Source organism: Microbacterium sp. MF43 (assembly GCF_012847295.1).
GTDB lineage: Bacteria > Actinomycetota > Actinomycetes > Actinomycetales > Microbacteriaceae > Microbacterium.
In genome coordinates this window covers 211,268-227,756 of sequence record NZ_JABBDY010000005.1, presented here as the reverse complement: position 1 = coordinate 227,756, position 16,489 = coordinate 211,268, and the positions used below count along the sequence as shown (strand labels likewise).

Genomic DNA, 16,489 nt, shown 5'->3' with positions numbered 1-16,489 from the left:
CCGGGTGCACCGGAGGATGTGCCCATGGACGCCACCGCTGCGCGCGAGCCCGACCGGACGCCGGAAGACACCCCCGGCGACGGTTCCCCGCCGCCAGACGCCCTGCTCTCGGAACGGCCGCGTCGCTTCACCGGGGTTCTCGCCGCACTCGACCGTCCCCTCGCCGTCGGCTTCATCACCACCATCGGGGTGCTCGGAGCGCTCGTTCTGGGCAGCGCCCTCGCGTCGATCTCGACGATCCTCGTCTACATCGTCCTCGCCATGTTCCTCGCGGTCGGACTCGACCCGATCGTGCGGCTGCTCGAGCGGCATCGCGTCAAGCGGGGCGCCGCGATCGCGATCGTGTTCGGTGCCTTCGCCCTGCTGTTCGCGGCGTTCCTCATCTGGGTGCTCCCGCCGGTCATCGCGCAGATCGCGGAGTTCGTGGCGGCGATCCCCGAGACGGTGGCCGGCATCCCCGACACCGACTGGTTCGCGGCACTCGACCGCGACACCCAGGCGGCCATGCTGGCCGCGCTGGATGAATTCGCGAGCTGGGTCGCCAGCCCGTCGACCCTCGCGGCGCTCGGGGGCGGCGTGCTCGCGGTCGGCGTGGCTTTCGTCGGCGGCATCTCGGCATCCTTCATCGTCGTCGCCCTCACCCTTTACTTCCTCGCGTCGCTCTCGGCGATGAAGAAGGCGTTCTACGCGCTCGCGCCCGCACGCAACCGCGCGCGCCTGGAAGACCTCACCGAGCGGATCACGGCCTCCGTCGGCGGGGCGCTCATCGGCTCGGTCACCCTCTCGTCTCTCAACGCCGCCGCCGTGTTCGTCCTGCACCTCGTGATCGGGCTGCCGTTTCCCGCCCTCATGGCCGTCGTCGCGTTCGTGATCACGCTGATCCCCCTGTTCGGCTCGGTGATCTTCCTCGTGATCGGCACCGGCGTTGCGCTGTTCTCGAGCCCCACGCAGGCGCTCATCTTCGCCGTCTGCTATCTGATCTACATCCAATTGGAGTCGTACGTCATCAGCCCGCGCGTCATGAACAAGGCGATCGCGATCCCCGCCGCGCTCGTGCTCATCGGCGCGATGGTGGGTGGGGCGCTGATGGGAGTCATCGGCGTCCTGGTGGCCCTGCCCGTGATGGCGTCGATCCTGCTGATCATCCGCGAGGTCGTCGTGCCGAAGCAGGACCTGAAGGTCTGATCCCGGTCAGTTCAGAGCCGACGTCAGCCGGGCCAGGCCGTCGAGGAAGGTCGCCTTGCCGGGCTGGTTGCGCCACTCGTCGAGCGTGAGCTCGCGTCCGGCGTCGCGGTAGGCCTGCTCGACCTTGCGCATCTCGGTGACGAACGATTCGCCGCGCACGAGCAGCGAGACCTCCATGTTCAGGCTGAACGAGCGGATGTCCATGTTGCTGGAGCCGATCACGGCGATGTCGTCGTCGATCGAGAAGTGCTTCGAGTGGAGGATGTACGGCGCGGGGTAGAGGAAGATCCGCACGCCGGCCTCGAGCAGGGGCGTGTAGTACGACCGCTGGGCGTGGTAGACGAGACCCTGATCGCCGATCTCCGACACGAACAGCTGCACCTCGAGCCCGCGCTGGCAGGCCGTCGTGATCGCGTAGACCATCGCCTCGTCGGGAACGAAGTACGGGCTCGTGAGAATGACCTTCTCGGTGGCGCCGTAGATGAGCGAGAGGAACAGCCGCAGGTTGTTCTCGGTCTCGTAGCCCGGGCCGCTCGGCACGACCTGGCACAGCAGCGCATCCGCCGACGAGGATGCCTCCAGGCCGTAGACCGGGACGTGCTCGGTCGCCGTGAGGTCCTCACCCGTCTCGATGAGCCAATCCGAGAGGAACACCGCGTTGACGCTGGCGACCACCGGTCCGGTGAGCCGGGTCATGAGCTCCTGCCACTTGAGGCCGCGCTTGATGTTCCTGGGGGAGTCGTAGGTGCGGTCGATGAGGTTCTGCGATCCCATGAAGCCGACCCGGCCGTCGACCACGACGATCTTGCGGTGGTTGCGCAGATCGGGTCGCTGATACTTGCCCCGGAACGGCATGACCGGCAGCATCCATGCCCACCTCACCCCGATGCGATCGAGCTCGGCGAGCGTCGCCTTGCAGTTGCCGAGGCGCCGGGTCGCCACGTAGTCGGCGAGCAGTCGCACGGTCACCCCGCGCGCGACGGCGCGTTCCATCGCCGCGAAGAAGCCGCGGGTGGTGTCGTCCCAGGCCACGATGAAGAACTCCACGTGCACGAAGCGCTCGGCGGTGTCGATCTCGCGGGCCATCGCGTCGATGGACTCCTGGTAGTGGGGATAGAGCGTCGCCTCGTTCCCCTCCGCCGCGGGAAGCGCCGTGAGGTTCTCGTTCTGCTGGACGACGCGCTGAAACCACCGTGGCCAGTCCGGGCCCCGCGTCTCGAGACGGTTCTCGCGAACGTTGGCCCGGATGATGTCGTCGATACGGGCCTGCTCGTCGCGTCGCCTGCGAGGCAGCCGGAAGCTCCCGATCAGCAGGAACATGAGGATGCCGACGAACGGAAGGAGGAAGATGAGCAGCAGCCACGCCATCGCCGCGGTGGGTTTGCGGCCCCGCGGGATGACGATCAGCGCGAGGATGTCGATGACCAGGACGACGATCAGAACCAGCGGCCACAGCGTGCCCGCGTCGATGATGGTGCGCATGCGCTCCTCTTCTCAGGCCGGGGCGACCCGGTTGACCGAGACGACCTCGATGTGGAGGTCGTCGAGCACTCCGAGAAGCGCGCGCAACTCTGACTGATCCTCGAGCAGTCCGGTGATGCTGGTGGTTCCGTCCTCGCGGGTGCGCACGTCGTAGGCGTCGAGCGCTGCCGTGAGGGAGCGTCCGAGATGACCGGTGATGACGATTTCGACGAGGTGCGCCGACATGGCCCGCCCTTCCATGGCCCGGGGGATCAGACTCTGCAAGCGTGGGGCAGAGTCGATGGCGCTCTCGTCACCCGGCAGGGATGATTCCGTTCACGGACCGTTCAGTACGGGCCGCCCGGATCGATGCGCAGCACGGTCGGAGACTCGCCGACCTCGAGGTCCTCGACGAGGCGGATCGTGCGCGCCAGGTCGTCCACCGCGCCGACGATCGTTCCGAAGCGCTCCCGGTCGGAGCAGACGGCGGTCACCGTGACGAAGTGGGTCCCGGTATCCCATGTGTAGGTGGCGAAGGGCGGGGTGCGCGGATCGGCCGGCAGCGACATCTCGAGCTTCTCGCCCATGCCGAGGTGTGCGCTGCGGAAGTCCTCGGTGTCGTCGTACTCCATCGGCATCATGGCGCGGGCGGTGCGCAGCTGCGCCGTCGCCTGCTGAACCTGCGCCATCACGACGACGAGTTCGGCGTCGGCCTTCCACACCCAGACGAGCACGCGACCCGCGGCCTTGCGCATGAGAAGGGGGGCCGCCTGGCTCATCGCCCACGCGGCGACGCCGGTGCCGGGGCGGTCGGCGCCGGTCGCACCACCGGCCTGCGACAGGAGCATCCGGATCGCCGCCTTGCGGTGCCTGCGGCCTCTGAATCCGAAGGACTCGGTCACCGGCACCCACAGCAGGGGGTCGGCATCCGCCTGAAGTCGGGGCATGCCTCCAGCGTACGGGGAGCGTGGAGGGGCCTCGGGTACAGTGGAGGCGCGCGGTTCCCCACCCCCTCCCCCCTTCCGCCGCGCCCCGCCGCACAGACAGGCCCCTGACCCCGTGACCGAGTCCGCGACGCCCGACGATCGTTCCGCCGAAGCGCACCCTGCCGCCGGTGCGAAGCCGCCTCTGAAGATCCTCATCGGGGCCGACACCTTCCTGCCGCACGTCAACGGCGCCGCGCGCTTCGCCGAGCGCCTCGCCGCCGGCCTCGTCACGCGCGGCCACGAGGTTCACGTGATGGCGCCGAGTGAGACGCACCGCAAGCACGGCCGCTTCACCGAGGTCATCGAAGGCCAGCCCATGACGATGCACCGCATCCCGTCGTGGCGCTGGTATCCGCACGACTGGCTGACGTTCGTGCTCCCGTTCCGTGCGAAGTACTACGCCCGCCGCGTGCTGGACGAGGTCCAGCCCGACATCGTGCACATCCAGTCCCACATCGTCATCGGACGTGGCCTGACCCGCATCGCCCGCCAGCGAGGCATCCCCGTGGTCGCCACCAATCATGTGATGGCGGAGAACGTGCTGGACTTCACCGTCCTGCCGCGGCCCTTGACGGACTACGCGATCCGCCTCGCGTGGGAAGACGCAAAGCGCACGTTCGACATGACGCGGGCTGTCACCACTCCGACCCGCAAGGCGGCGGAGTTCCTCGAGCACACGATCGAGATCGGCAACGTGATCCCGGTGAGCTGCGGGATCGAGGCATCCCACTACACCGCCGACCTGACCCCCCGCGACGCCCACCGCCTCGTCTTCGTCGGCCGACTCACGACCGAGAAGCAGATCGACGTCGTGCTGCGAGCCATCGCACGGCTCGACCCCGACCTCGACGTGCGATTCGACATCGTGGGCAAGGGCGATCAGCGCCGCAACCTCGAGGAGCTCACGGCCGAGCTCGGCCTGGCCGATCGTGTGCACTTCCACGGGCACACCGCCGACGAGGAGCTTCGCTCGCTGCTGACGAACGCGAGCCTGTTCGTGATCGCCTCCATCGCCGAGCTCCAGTCGATCGCCACGATGGAGGCGATGGCGTCCGGCCTGCCGATCGTCGCCGCCGACGCCGTAGCGCTGCCGCACTTGGTGCACGACGGCGAGAACGGCTATCTCTTCGAGCCGGGCAACATCGACGACCTCGCTGCGAAGCTGACGACCGTGCTGACCCAGACTCCCGAAGAGCGGCTGCGCATGCAGCGGGCCTCGCTCGAGGGCGTCAAGGTGCACGACATGAAGCGCACGCTCGACACGTTCGAGGCGCTCTACCGCGACGAACCCCTGCCGGAGTAGTCCGCCGTGCACGTCGTGATGTTCGGCGACCAGCACGTCGAGACCCTCGGCGGGGCCCAGGTCTCGATGCGGCTGCAGCGGCGCTTCCTCGAACTCGCCGGCCACACGGTGACGATCGTCTCCCCGAAGGTGCACGGTCCTCGGGGGCGGTCGATCGCTCCGGATGCCTCGTATCTCGACATCCCTTCGGTGCCGGTCGCCTTCGACCGCGAGTACTCCATGTCGTGGCCCGGTCGCCGGACCGACAGATGGGTGGATGCGGCGCTCGCCGGCCGCCCGCCGGTCGACGTCGTGCACGTCCAGGCCGACTTCTGGGGTGCGTTCATCGGCCTGCGCTGTGCGCGCCGCCACTCGCTCCCGGTCGTCATCACCATGCACAACCGCGTGGAGGTCGGAATCCGCGCCGTCACGCCGTTCCCCGGTCTCGTGCTCCGGACGCTCAACGCGTGGCAGCGGCGCGCGATCGGCTCGCGTGCCCGCGGTGCGGACGGCTGGGCGTACCTCGCCGGGCTCGCCGAAGGGGCGGCGGCGGTGACGGCTCCCTCGGCGCACTTCGCGCAGCGGCTCGAGGATCACGGCGTGCACGCGCGCGTCGAGGTGTCGTGGAACGGCATCGACGACGAGCTGCTCGACGCAGCGCTCATCGGGGCGGCGGCCGGGCGTCGCCCCGGCCGGCCGAGGTTGGTGTGGCTGGGGCGCATGAGCCCCGAGAAGCGGCTCCTGCCGTTCCTCGAGGCGGTGGCCGACTCCGGCGTGAGCGCCGACGTCGAGGTCATCGGCGGCGGAGGCCAGTTGCGGGCGGCGCAGCACCTGGTCGCGCGGCGCGGACTCGACCCGGCGGCCGGTGTGGGCGACCCGCATCGTCCGACGGTGCGGTTCGCCGGTCGCCTGCCGTACGACGAGGTGCTCCGTCACATCGCGGACGCGGACGCCGTCGTGCAGACCTCGATCGGCTTCGAGACCCAGGGCATGACCGTGTTCGAAGCGGCATCGCTCGGCACGCCGTCGGTCGTCAGCGATCCCGACATCGCCGCCGAGCTCGGGTCGGGGTACTGGACCGTGGGGAACGGTCGGGTTCCGGATGCCTCGACCGCCGCGCTCGCGGCAGCGCTCGTGCACGCGACCGCCGACATCGAGGCGGGAAGGCCGGTCCCCGTGGACCCGACCATCCGCGAGCGGTTCCGTCAGTCGTCGCGTACCGCCGCGATGATCGACCTCTACCGCCGGGTCGCCGGTTCCTGACGCCCGACCGGCCGGGGCATCCGTCCCTTCCCCGTGACCCTCGCGGGGTTGGGGCGGGTTCCGGCGTTCGGGGCGGCCTCTTGTGCGCCCCGAATCACCGGCGCCGCCCCAAACCCGCCCGGCCCGACCGGCCGGGGCATCCGTCCCCTCCCGGTGACCCTCGCGGGGTTGGGGCGGGTTCCGGCGTTCGGGGCGGCCTCTTGTGCGCCCCGAACCACCGGCGCCGCCCCAAACCCGCCCGGCCCGGTCGGCGAGGTGGGTGAGGGAGGGTGAGGAGCGGCTTCCGAGTGGTCAGACGAGGCGCGACCAGTCGGTCGGGGTGCGACGGTAGCCGTCGGTGCGGAGTGCCGAGATCGTCGAGGCGACCGCGACAGCGGACAGTGCTGCAAGAAGAATCACCATGAACATGGCAGAAACGCTACGCTTGCGTCATGACTGCCACGAGTGGCAGGATGGACACACATCGCACGAATACTGCCATCGCAGTCGACGCCAGGAGGTTCCCATGAAGACGGTCGCCGTCATCGTGCAGGACGGCTTCGCGCCGTTCGAGTTCGGAGTCGCGTGCGAGGCGTTCGGCCTCGATCGCACCGACGACGGCATCCCGAACTTCGACTTCCGCATCGTGACTCCCGACCCGGGCGTCGTGCAGTCCAAGATGGGGTTCACGATCAACGTCGACCTCGACCTCACCTTCGCCTACGAGGCGGATCTCGTGGTCGTCTCGCCCACGCCCCGCCAGTACTGGGCGCGCAGCGCCTCCGACGAGCGGGTGCTCGATGTGATCCGCAAGGCCGTCGCGCGCGACGCGTGGGTGCTCAGCGTGTGCAGCGGATCCTTCGTCGTGGCGGCGTCGGGCGTGCTGGACGGGCGCAAGGCGACCACCCACTGGATGTATGCCGACGCCATGGCGCGGATGTATCCCGAGGTCGACGTCGACCCCGACGTCCTCTACGTGCAGGACGGCCGCATCATCACGAGTGCCGGCACCGCCGCCGGACTCGACGCATGCCTGCACCTTTTGCGCCAGGAGCTCGGCGCGGAGCTCACGAACAAGATCGCCCGCCGCATGGTCGTGCCGCCGCAGCGCGACGGCGGGCAGGCGCAGTTCATCGACAAGCCGCTGCCCGAGGTCGCGTCGCTCTCGCTGGCACCGGTCACCGACTGGATGCTCGAGAACCTCCGGCTCGAACTCACCGTCGACCAGCTCGCCGCGAAGGCGCACATGTCTCCCCGCACCTTCGCCCGGCGCTTCAAGGCCGACTACGGCGCGACGCCGGCGGCCTGGCTCGCGCGACAGCGCATCATCCACGCCCAGCGCCTGCTCGAGAAGACCGACCTGGGACTCGACCGCATCGCGTACGAGAGCGGATTCGGCTCGGCAGCGGTGCTGCGCCAGAACTTCGCGCGCGTGCTCGACACCACGCCCACCGCCTACCGCGCGCGCTTCTGCTGCACGAGCGAGGCGATGCAGGCGGCCGGCGTCGAGCGGGCCTCTGCCGCGGTTCTCGAGCCCGTCGCGTAACCACCCGCGACGGGCGACGCCGGTGGTGGCGCTCGTCGCTACGGTGTGACCGTGCGGATCGATCCGAGGCGGTGGTTCTCCCGCAAGACGCTGGGGAAGGATGCCGCGGCCGGCCTGGTGCTGGGCGTGGAGGCCGTCCCCGACGGACTCGCCGCGGGACTCCTCGCGGGCGTCAATCCGCTCGCGGGGCTGTACGCCTACCTCTTCGGGATGGCCGGAGCGGCGCTCTTCACGAGCAGCACGTTCATGGCGGTGCAGGCCACGAGCGCGATGGCCCTCGTGGTCTCGGATGCCGATCTCGCCCGCAGGCCGGACCCTGACCGCGCGCTCTTCACCCTCGCCATCCTCACCGGGATCGTGATGGTCGTCGCCGGCATCGCCCGGGCCGGCCGTCTCGTGAGCTTCGTGCCCACCGCGGTGATGACGGGGTTCATCACCGCGATCGGCGTGAACATCATCCTCGGCCAGTTCTCGAACTTCACCGGCTACGCGGGGCGCGGTGCGAACCGGCTGCTGAAGACCTTCGACGTGCTGCTGCACCTCGGCCAGTGGAGCATCGCCTCGGTCGTCGTCGGCACGATCACGATCCTCCTGATCGTGGTGCTGCGACCCACCCGTGTCGGCAGCCTCGGGCTCGTCGTGGCGGTCGTGGCCGGGTCGGTATGCGCCGTGCTGCTGAACCTCTGGGTCGGCGATCCCGTCGCGCAGCTCCGCGATATCGTCGACGTGCCGCGCGGACTGCCGGCGCCGGTGCTGCCGAGCGTCGCCGACATCCCGGTCCTGCTCGTCCCCGCGGTTTCGCTCGCGTTCATCGGCCTCGTACAGGGCGCGGCCGTATCGGCCGGCATCCCCACGCCCGACGGCCGCCCTGCGAACGCCAATCGCGACTTCATCGGCCAGGGGGCGGGCAACGTCGTGTCGGGTCTCTTCCAGGGGATGCCCGTGGGCGGGTCGATGTCGGGCTCGTCGATCATCGTGCAGTCCGGCGCGAAGACCCGGCTGGCCCTCTTCATCGCGGCCGGTGTGATGGCCGTCCTGGTCTTCGTCGCCTCCGATCTCGTGGCGTATGTCGCCATGCCCGCGCTCGCGGGATTGCTCATAGTGGTCGGCTTCGGGGCGATCAAACCCAGCCGGGTGTATTCGGTGGTGAAGTCGGGGCCGCTGCAGACAGCGGTGATGGCGGTCACCTTCGGGCTGACGCTCATCATCCCGCTGCAGTTCGCCGTGCTCGCGGGCGTCGGCCTCGGGATCATCCTGTACGTGGGCCAGCAGTCCAACCGCGTGCGCGTGCGCGCCGTGCACGTCGAGCCGGAGGGTCGCCTGCGCGAGTCCGACCCGCCCGCGACGGTGCCCGCGGGGGAGGTGCTGGTGCTGCAGCCCTACGGCAGTCTCTTCTTCGCGAGCGCGCCGATCTTCGAGAAGCAGCTTCCCGAGGTCAGCCGCGCGTCACGCAACGCGGTCGTGATCGTGCGGCTGCGCGGCACGGATCAGATCGGCCTGTCGCTCGTGGATGTGCTGCGCCGCTACGCGCATCTGCTGCGCGACGCGGGGTCCAGCCTGAAGGTCGTGGCGACCGAGGACCGGGTGATCGAGGCGCTCGCCGCCGGCGGGCTCGTCGACGACATCGGCGAGCGCAACGTGTACAAGGGCACCGAATGGGTCGGTGAGACCTTGCGCCGCGCGTACGCCGAGGCCGAGGACGAGATCCGGACCGGCCGGCCGTAGGTCAGTCGTCGAGGACGAACGTCACCTCGAGCACCACCTGGTACGACGTGATCGTGCCGTCGTCGCACTCGACCTTCTGCTCCTTGACCCAGGCTCCGCTGACGTTGCGCAGCGTCGCGTGCGACCGCGCGATGCCTTCGCGGATCGCCGCGTCGAAGCTCTCGGGTGACCGGGCGGTGATCGTCGTGACGCGTGCGACCGTCGTGCTGCTCATGATGAACTCCTCTGTTCGTGTGTGCTCCACAGTTCTCCCGCCTGCCCGGCGAATCAACCCCTTGCCGAGCAAGACGGATTGCCGAGGCATCCGCCCTGCTGTTAAACTTGAGCCATCGCGACTCAACTTTGTTCCGCGAGCCCACCTCAGGAGACACATGAACGCCACGCAGAACCCCGGTCAGGAGGACGCACGCAGCGCACTCGAGCAGTTCGGGATCAACCTCACCGACCGCGCGCGCCAAGGCAAGCTCGACCCGGTGATCGGGCGTGACAGCGAGATCCGGCGCGTCAGCCAGGTGCTGACCCGTCGCACGAAGAACAATCCCGTGCTGATCGGCGAGCCCGGCGTGGGCAAGACCGCCGTGGTCGAAGGTCTCGCGCAGCGCATCGTCGCCGGAGACGTGGCCGAGTCGCTCAAGGACAAGGAGCTCGTCACGCTCGACATCTCCGCGCTCGTGGCGGGCGCGATGTACCGCGGTCAGTTCGAGGAGCGGCTCAAGAGCGTCCTCAAGGAGATCACCGAGTCCGACGGCCGCATCATCACCTTCATCGACGAACTCCACGTCCTGATGGGCGCGGGCGGGGGCGAGGGCTCCGTGGCGGCATCCAACATGCTCAAGCCCATGCTCGCTCGGGGCGAGCTGCGGCTGATCGGGGCGACGACGCTCAACGAGTACCGCGAGTTCATCGAGAAGGATGCCGCGCTCGAACGTCGCTTCCAGCAGGTGTACGTCGGCGAGCCGAGCGTCGAAGACACGGTCGCGATCCTCCGCGGCCTGAAGGGCCGGTACGAGGCGCACCACGGCGTCACGATCAGCGACAGTGCGCTGGTCGCGGCCGCCGCTCTGTCGAACCGGTACATCCCCAGCCGCCAGTTGCCCGACAAGGCGATCGACCTGATCGACGAGGCGATGAGCCGCCTCAAGATGGAGATCGACTCGAGTCCCGTCGAGATCGACCAACTGCGCCGCCGAGTCGACCGCATGCGCCTCGAAGACCTCGCCCTCAAGAAGGAGAAGGACGAGGCCTCGAAGGAACGGCGGGCGAAGCTGCGCGAGCAGATGGACGAAGCCGAAGCCGAGTTGAAGGTGCTCGAAGACCGCTGGGAGCGCGAGCGCGCGGGTCTGAACCGCGTCGGCGAGCTCAAGAAGCAGTACGACGAGGCGGTCACCCAGCGCGACCGCGCCCTGCGCGAGGCCGACTACGCGCGGGCGTCCAAGCTCGAGTACGAGACGATCAAGCGGCTTCAGCAGGAGATCGCCGAAGCCGAGCGCACCGAGGCGATCGCGCCTGAGGACCGCATGGTCAACGAGCAGGTCACCGACGAGGACATCGCCGCCGTCATCGCGGCGTGGACGGGCATCCCCGTCGGCCGCCTGCTGCAGGGCGAGACCGAGAAGCTGCTGCACCTCGAAGCCGAGCTCGGCAAGCGCCTGATCGGACAGAAGGAGGCCGTCAAGGCGGTGTCGGACGCGGTCCGCCGCTCGCGCGCGGGTATCAGCGACCCGAACCGTCCCACCGGCTCGTTCCTGTTCCTCGGGCCCACGGGCGTCGGCAAGACCGAGCTCGCGAAGGCGCTCGCGGAGTTCCTCTTCGACGACGAGCACGCCATGGTGCGCATCGACATGTCGGAGTACGGCGAGAAGCACACCGTCTCGCGTCTGGTGGGTGCCCCTCCCGGCTACATCGGCTACGAGCAGGGCGGTCAGCTGACGGAGGCGGTGCGGCGCCGCCCGTACTCGGTGGTGCTCCTCGACGAGGTCGAGAAGGCCCACCCCGAGGTCTTCGACGTGCTGCTCCAGGTGATGGACGACGGCCGGCTCACCGACGGTCAGGGCCGTACGGTCGACTTCAAGAACGTCATCCTGATCCTGACGTCGAACCTCGGCTCGCCCATCCTCATCGACCCGACGCTGTCGGTCGAGCAGAAGCGTGAGCAGGTGCAGGGCCTCGTGCGCCAGGCGTTCAAGCCGGAGTTCGTGAACCGCCTCGACGACATCGTGATCTTCCAGGCGCTCACCGAGGACGACCTCGCCCAGATCGTCGAGCTCGCCGTGTTCGCGCTGCAGCGCCGGCTGAAGGACCGCCGCCTCACCCTCGCCGTGACGCCCGAGGCTCGCTCGTGGCTCGCCGAGCGCGGATACGATCCGGTGTTCGGGGCGCGCCCGCTGCGCCGGCTCATCCAGTCCGAGATCCAGGACCGCCTCGCGATGGCGATCCTCGCGGGCGGGGTGCACGACGGCGACGTCGTGCGGGTCGACGTCGAGGCCGACGGGTCGGGTCTGTCGCTCGTCAGCGACGGTGCGGCGCCGGTTCCGGATGCCTCGGACGACGACGATGTGATCGAGGCCGTGCTCGAGGACTGACGTGGTGCCGACCCTCGCCCGCCCGGCCCCGGTGTGCCCTCGGCCGGGCGGGCGCGTGAGAGCATCGGGGGATGCGCACCGTCCGGGCCCTGTGGGGATCGTCCCATCCCGGACCGACGCTCGTGGTCTCCGTCCTCGCGCTCACGCTCGGGATCGCGGTCGGCCTCGAGCCGTGGCGGATCGCGCTCCTGGCGCTCGCGGTGTTCTTCGGGCAGCTGTCGGTCGGCATCTCGAACGACGCGCTCGACGCCGACCGCGACCGTGCGGTCGGCCGAACCGACAAGCCGCTCGCGCGCGGGGACGTGTCGCTCACGGCGGCATGGGTGGCGGCATCCGTCACCCTCGTGCTCGCGCTCGTGCTGTCGGCGCCGCTCGGGTGGCGGATGCTGGCGGCGCACGCGCTCTTCATCGGATCGGCCCTGTCGTACAACACCGGCCTCAAGTCCACCCCGTTCTCGCTCGTGCCGTTCGTCGTGAGCTTCGGGATCTTCCCCTCGCTCGCGACGCTCTCGGCACCGGAGCCGTCGTTCGCGCCCGCGTGGGCCTGGGTCGCCGGCGCCGCGCTCGGCACGGCCGTGCACCTCACGAACGTGCTCCCCGATCTCGACGACGACGCTCGCACCGGCGTTCGCGGCCTGCCACACCGGCTCGGACCGCGTGTGTCCGCGGTGCTGGCGGCGCTCGCCGTGCTCGCGGGCGCCGTCGCAGTGCTGCTCGGCGCGGCCGGGGGAGACCTCGCCGCCGTCGGACCGGTGTCCTGGCTGTTCTTCGGGGTCGTGGTCGCCGTGGCGGTCGCGACCCTGGTGCGGGCGCTCGTGCGCCCGCCCGCGCGGGTCCTCTTCCGGCTCGTGATGCTCGCCGCGCTGCTGCTCGCGGCGCAGCTCGTGGCGTCGGGGTCCGCGCTGACCGCGTGACCCCGGGTCAGGCGTCGCGGTCCAAGCCCATCGAGTACGCCCGTGCGAACCCGCGGTCGAGCGGGCGGGTCAGCATCGCCCGCACCGCCAGCCGCCGCATGCCGTCGACGAGAGTCGGGAGCGAGCGGCCGAGCGACGTGTTCACACCGGCCAGTCGGGCGGCCGTCCGCGCGGATGCCAGCCGCCGCTGCTCCCACCTCTGCAGTGCTGCCTGCGGGGCGACCCCGCTGCGCACCCACCCGGCGAGGAGCGGCGCGAGCGTCGCCGCGTCGAGCAGGCCGAGGTTCATCCCCTGACCGCCGATCGGGCTGACCTCGTGCGCGGCATCCCCGATCACGAAGATGCGACCATTGCGCAGGCGGGGAGCCACGACGCGGCGCACTCCGAAGGCGCCGGCCGCGGTGACGGAATCGGATGCCTCGGCTTCGCCGCGCTCGGCGAGAGCGGTCCGGAGTCGCTCGACGCGCGCAGCGGGGTCGGGATCGGCGCCGGGCGCGTCCCATGCCACGTACCGCCGCCTTCCGCCGGGGAGCGGGAACGATTCGAGCACGCCGCGGCGATCGAGGTGGATGACGGCGAGGTCGGCCGGCGCAGTGCCCGGGGCTGGGGCATCCGTCATCAGGTACGTGTCGCGGTACTGGTGCATCCGGACCGCGTCGGGGCGGAAGACGAGGTCGCGCGAGGCGGAGCCGCCCGCCACGACGACGAGGGGAGCCGACGCTTCGGCCGGGCGACCGGCGTGACCGTAGCGCACGTGCACGGCGTCGCCGCGGGGCAGGATGCTCCACACCGTCGCTCCGCGGAGGGGGTCGGGCGCCCGAGCGGAGAGCACCGCCTCGGTCGCCGCCTGAGGCAGCGTCGCGACGAACGGGAACCGGGTCGAGAGGCGATCGAAGCGCACCTCGCCGAGCAGACGTCCGGCGGCACGCGCTTCACCGCGGCCGACGCGGGTCGCATCGGCGAGCAGCGCCTCGGTCGTGCCGGAGTCCTCGAGCGCGCGCAGGACCGGAGCGTGCACGCCGATCGCCCGCGACCCGGCGCCGGTCGCCGGGCGCTTCTCGAGCAGCTCGACCTCGACGCCGCGCGAGACGAGCTCGCCCGCGAGGAGCAGCCCGACGGGACCTGCCCCCACGATCAGGACGTCAGGCACGGCCGCGGCTCATCGCGAGGAGGCGGAAGGGCGCGTGCGTGCCGACCGACCACGCGCCGTTCGCGTGCGCATCGAGTTCGCGCTGCAGCTCGTCGTGCGTGAAGCTGCGGCGAATGGATCGCAGCCCGTCGGTGCGCAGGAACGTCCCCGGCGCGAACGGCGTGATGCCGACCGCGTACAGCCCGTACGCCCACCGGTTGCGGTCGATGTCGCCGTGCAGCACGAGGCCGCGCGAAAGCGCACGCGACGCCTCGGCGAAGGCGGCTGCGCTCGACCCCGCGTGGTGCAGGACATGGTTGGAGAAGACGACGTCGAACACCTCCCCCTCGGCCGCGAGGTCGTCGGCGTCGGCCACGCGGAACGTCACGTTCGCGGGAGCGCCGCGCTCGATCGCGATCGCGTGCGCGCGCGGGTCGGGGTCGATCCCCGTCCACGCGACCTCGAGCCCGTCGCGCGCGGCGCGGCGGGCCAGCCGCAGCGGCAGATCACCGCCTCCGGAGCCGATGTCGAGCACGCGGGCAGGGCGGCCCAGTGAGGTCAGATACGGGCCGAGGTGGCGGCGGTAGACGGTGCCCCACCCTGCGAACAGCCGGTTGACGATGCCGAACCGTCGCAGCGTGGCCGCGAGCCGGGCGGGATCGCACGCGGGGTCGTCCATGAGCTCGACGAGCTCTCGGTCGCGGACGGCGAGGCTCATGCCCGGGTCGCGCCCGCGGCGACGGCGTCGCGTTCCGCCGCGTCCGGCCCACCGGGTGCCCGCTTCGTGAGGAGCGCCGCCTCGACGGTGAGTCCCGGCCCGAAGGCGAGACCGGCCACGCGCGCGCCGTCGGCGACGGCGTCGTCGAGCAGCAGCCGGCGGAGGATGAACAGCACCGTCGCGCTCGACATGTTGCCGAAGTCGCGGAGGACTCCGCGTGAGGTCTCGAGCATCGCGGGGTCGAGGTCGAGTCCGCTCTCGACGCGATCGAGCACGCTGCGTCCGCCCGGGTGCACCGCCCACGCGTCGGGCGCGTCTCCGGCGAGGAAGCCGTCGACCGCGCCGCGGATCTCGCGGCCGATGATGCGGGGCACCTCGGCCGACAGGATCATCTCGAACCCGTGATCGCCGATCGTCCACACCATGTCCTTCTCGCCCTCGCTCGTGAGCGTGGTCGCGAAGCGTTCGAGCTCGAGTCCGCCCGGCCGGCCGACGTCGGGGTCGGCGGTCACGATCGCCGCGGCGCCCCCGTCAGCGAAGACGGACGCCGCCACGATCTGCTGCGGGTCCGGCGACGGGCGGATGTGCAGCGTGCACAGCTCCACGCACACCACCAGCACGACGGCGTCGGGCTGCGCGGCGGCGATGCGGGCCGCCAGGCGAAGGCCCGGCATCGCGGCAGCGCAGCCGATGAATCCGAGGTGGTACCGCTCCACGGAGGGATCCAGGCCCAGGTCCCGCACGAGCCGGTAGTCGGGGCCCGGGGCGAAGAACCCCGTGCACGAGACGGTGACGACGTGGGTGATCGCGGACGCGTCGAGCGAGGCATCCGTCAACGCCGCCCTCGCCGCGCGGGCGTACAGATCCGGCGCGACGGCCGTGTAGAGATCATTTCGCGGCCCGGTCGTGGGCTGCAGCATCCGCCCCTCGTCGTCCGCGAAGCGGGGGCGCCCCGGCGGGATGACCTCGCGAGGCGAGAACTCGTCGCCGAATTCGCCGAGGACGGTGTGTCGTCGCTCGATCGCCGATGCGTCGAAGGCGGCGTGGATGAGGCGCTGCGTGAGCCGGTCGACGCCGGGCTGACCGGCGAAGATCTCGCGCGCGCGATCCTGCGGCACGCAGGTGGGCGGGACGGCCGTACCGATCGACACGATGCGCGCGCTCATGCACACACTCAAGCACGCCCGCGGCGCCCGTGGGGCGGCCTTGCGGGAACTCACGGTTCATGAGAGGTCGCCGCGCTACGGTCGGAGGATGCACATCGAAGGGTCCGGGCGGTTCGTCTTCTACGCCCAATGGCCGGTCGCGCTGTTCCTGCCGGTGTTCTTCTTCATCGGTCGGGGCTTCGTGGGAGCCGGGATCGGCCGGCTCGGCTTCCTCGGGATCGCGTATGGACTCATCGTCGTCGCGCTGCTGCTCGTGCCGCCGGTGCTCACGCTCTTCGACCGCGAGGTGCGCCGCGCGCGTGCGACCCGCGTCGCGTACGACATCGCGAGCGCCGTCCTGTGGCTCGGCTTCGTGCTGGGAGGGCTCACCGTGCCCGACGCCGGCGACAGCGGACCGCTCGACACCGCCCTCATGACGTGGTTCGGCATGACGGCCGAGACCTCGGCGGCCATGTTCGCCGTCTCGGCCGGTCTGATCGTCCTCGCCTACCTCGCGGCGCTCACCTTCGCGATCATGGGGCTCACCCGCAGTCGGCGCCGGCCCTGACCGGGC

Annotated in this window: 15 protein-coding genes; 8 read left to right on the top strand and 7 right to left on the bottom strand. The window is 70.5% G+C overall.

Annotation, left to right across the window (positions count from 1 at the left end):
• The first annotated feature begins 24 nt into the window (after positions 1-24).
• Entirely contained in the window at positions 25-1,185 is a 1,161-nt protein-coding gene (locus HF323_RS14885) for an AI-2E family transporter (RefSeq protein ID WP_169583699.1), read from the top strand.
• A 6-nt stretch (positions 1,186-1,191) separates the two neighbouring features.
• Here the strand turns inward: HF323_RS14885 and cls are convergent, their stop codons facing one another.
• The 3 genes from cls to HF323_RS14870 all read right to left on the bottom strand — a co-directional run bounded on the left by cls (position 1,192) and on the right by HF323_RS14870 (position 3,593).
• Positions 1,192-2,667, bottom strand: coding sequence for a cardiolipin synthase (gene cls / locus HF323_RS14880; RefSeq protein WP_169583698.1), 1,476 nt, complete (start codon positions 2,665-2,667; stop codon positions 1,192-1,194).
• Between the two features lie 12 nt (positions 2,668-2,679).
• Complete coding sequence (locus HF323_RS14875) at positions 2,680-2,892, bottom strand: hypothetical protein (protein WP_169583697.1); 213 nt, start codon at positions 2,890-2,892, stop codon at positions 2,680-2,682.
• A gap of 101 nt (positions 2,893-2,993) precedes the next feature.
• Complete coding sequence (locus tag HF323_RS14870) at positions 2,994-3,593, bottom strand: hypothetical protein (RefSeq protein ID WP_169583696.1); 600 nt, start codon at positions 3,591-3,593, stop codon at positions 2,994-2,996.
• Between the two features lie 112 nt (positions 3,594-3,705).
• Between HF323_RS14870 and HF323_RS14865 the strand changes: the two genes are divergently transcribed.
• From HF323_RS14865 to HF323_RS14850, 4 genes are all read left to right on the top strand, one after another.
• Positions 3,706-4,935, top strand: coding sequence for a glycosyltransferase (locus HF323_RS14865; RefSeq protein WP_317451098.1), 1,230 nt, complete (start codon positions 3,706-3,708; stop codon positions 4,933-4,935).
• A 6-nt stretch (positions 4,936-4,941) separates the two neighbouring features.
• Positions 4,942-6,177, top strand: coding sequence for a glycosyltransferase (locus HF323_RS14860; protein ID WP_169583694.1), 1,236 nt, complete (start codon positions 4,942-4,944; stop codon positions 6,175-6,177).
• Positions 6,178-6,682: 505 nt separating this feature from the next.
• Complete coding sequence (locus HF323_RS14855; RefSeq protein ID WP_169583693.1) at positions 6,683-7,702, top strand: helix-turn-helix domain-containing protein; 1,020 nt, start codon at positions 6,683-6,685, stop codon at positions 7,700-7,702.
• Between the two features lie 51 nt (positions 7,703-7,753).
• Positions 7,754-9,427 carry a SulP family inorganic anion transporter gene (locus tag HF323_RS14850; protein ID WP_169583692.1) on the top strand — a complete coding sequence of 558 codons (1,674 nt, stop codon included), beginning with the start codon at positions 7,754-7,756 and terminating at the stop codon, positions 9,425-9,427.
• Position 9,428: 1 nt separating this feature from the next.
• Here the strand turns inward: HF323_RS14850 and HF323_RS14845 are convergent, their stop codons facing one another.
• Complete coding sequence (locus HF323_RS14845) at positions 9,429-9,641, bottom strand: dodecin family protein (RefSeq protein ID WP_169583691.1); 213 nt, start codon at positions 9,639-9,641, stop codon at positions 9,429-9,431.
• A 157-nt stretch (positions 9,642-9,798) separates the two neighbouring features.
• Here HF323_RS14845 and HF323_RS14840 point away from each other — a divergent pair, with 157 nt between their 5' ends.
• Positions 9,799-12,009 carry an AAA family ATPase gene (locus HF323_RS14840; RefSeq protein ID WP_169583690.1) on the top strand — a complete coding sequence of 737 codons (2,211 nt, stop codon included), beginning with the start codon at positions 9,799-9,801 and terminating at the stop codon, positions 12,007-12,009.
• 71 nt (positions 12,010-12,080) lie between these two features.
• Positions 12,081-12,923: a UbiA family prenyltransferase gene (locus HF323_RS14835; RefSeq protein WP_169583689.1), complete on the top strand. Its 843-nt coding sequence runs from the start codon at positions 12,081-12,083 to the stop codon at positions 12,921-12,923.
• A gap of 7 nt (positions 12,924-12,930) precedes the next feature.
• Here HF323_RS14835 and HF323_RS14830 read toward each other — a convergent pair whose 3' ends face one another.
• Genes HF323_RS14830 through HF323_RS14820 form a run of 3 tightly spaced genes read right to left on the bottom strand, consistent with a single transcriptional unit; the run spans position 12,931 to position 15,936 of the window.
• Positions 12,931-14,073, bottom strand: a complete 1,143-nt coding sequence (locus tag HF323_RS14830) for an NAD(P)/FAD-dependent oxidoreductase (protein WP_169583688.1) — start codon at positions 14,071-14,073, stop codon at positions 12,931-12,933.
• Complete coding sequence (locus tag HF323_RS14825) at positions 14,066-14,770, bottom strand: methyltransferase domain-containing protein (protein ID WP_169583686.1); 705 nt, start codon at positions 14,768-14,770, stop codon at positions 14,066-14,068. Before HF323_RS14825 ends, HF323_RS14830 begins: the two co-directional genes overlap by 8 nt.
• A complete protein-coding gene (locus HF323_RS14820) occupies positions 14,767-15,936 on the bottom strand; it encodes a type III polyketide synthase (protein WP_169583684.1) in 1,170 nt (389 codons plus the stop codon). The genes HF323_RS14825 and HF323_RS14820 overlap by 4 nt, the downstream gene beginning before the upstream one ends.
• 88 nt (positions 15,937-16,024) lie before the next feature.
• Here HF323_RS14820 and HF323_RS14815 point away from each other — a divergent pair, with 88 nt between their 5' ends.
• Entirely contained in the window at positions 16,025-16,483 is a 459-nt protein-coding gene (locus tag HF323_RS14815; protein WP_169583682.1) for a hypothetical protein, read from the top strand.
• Positions 16,484-16,489: the final 6 nt, after the last annotated feature.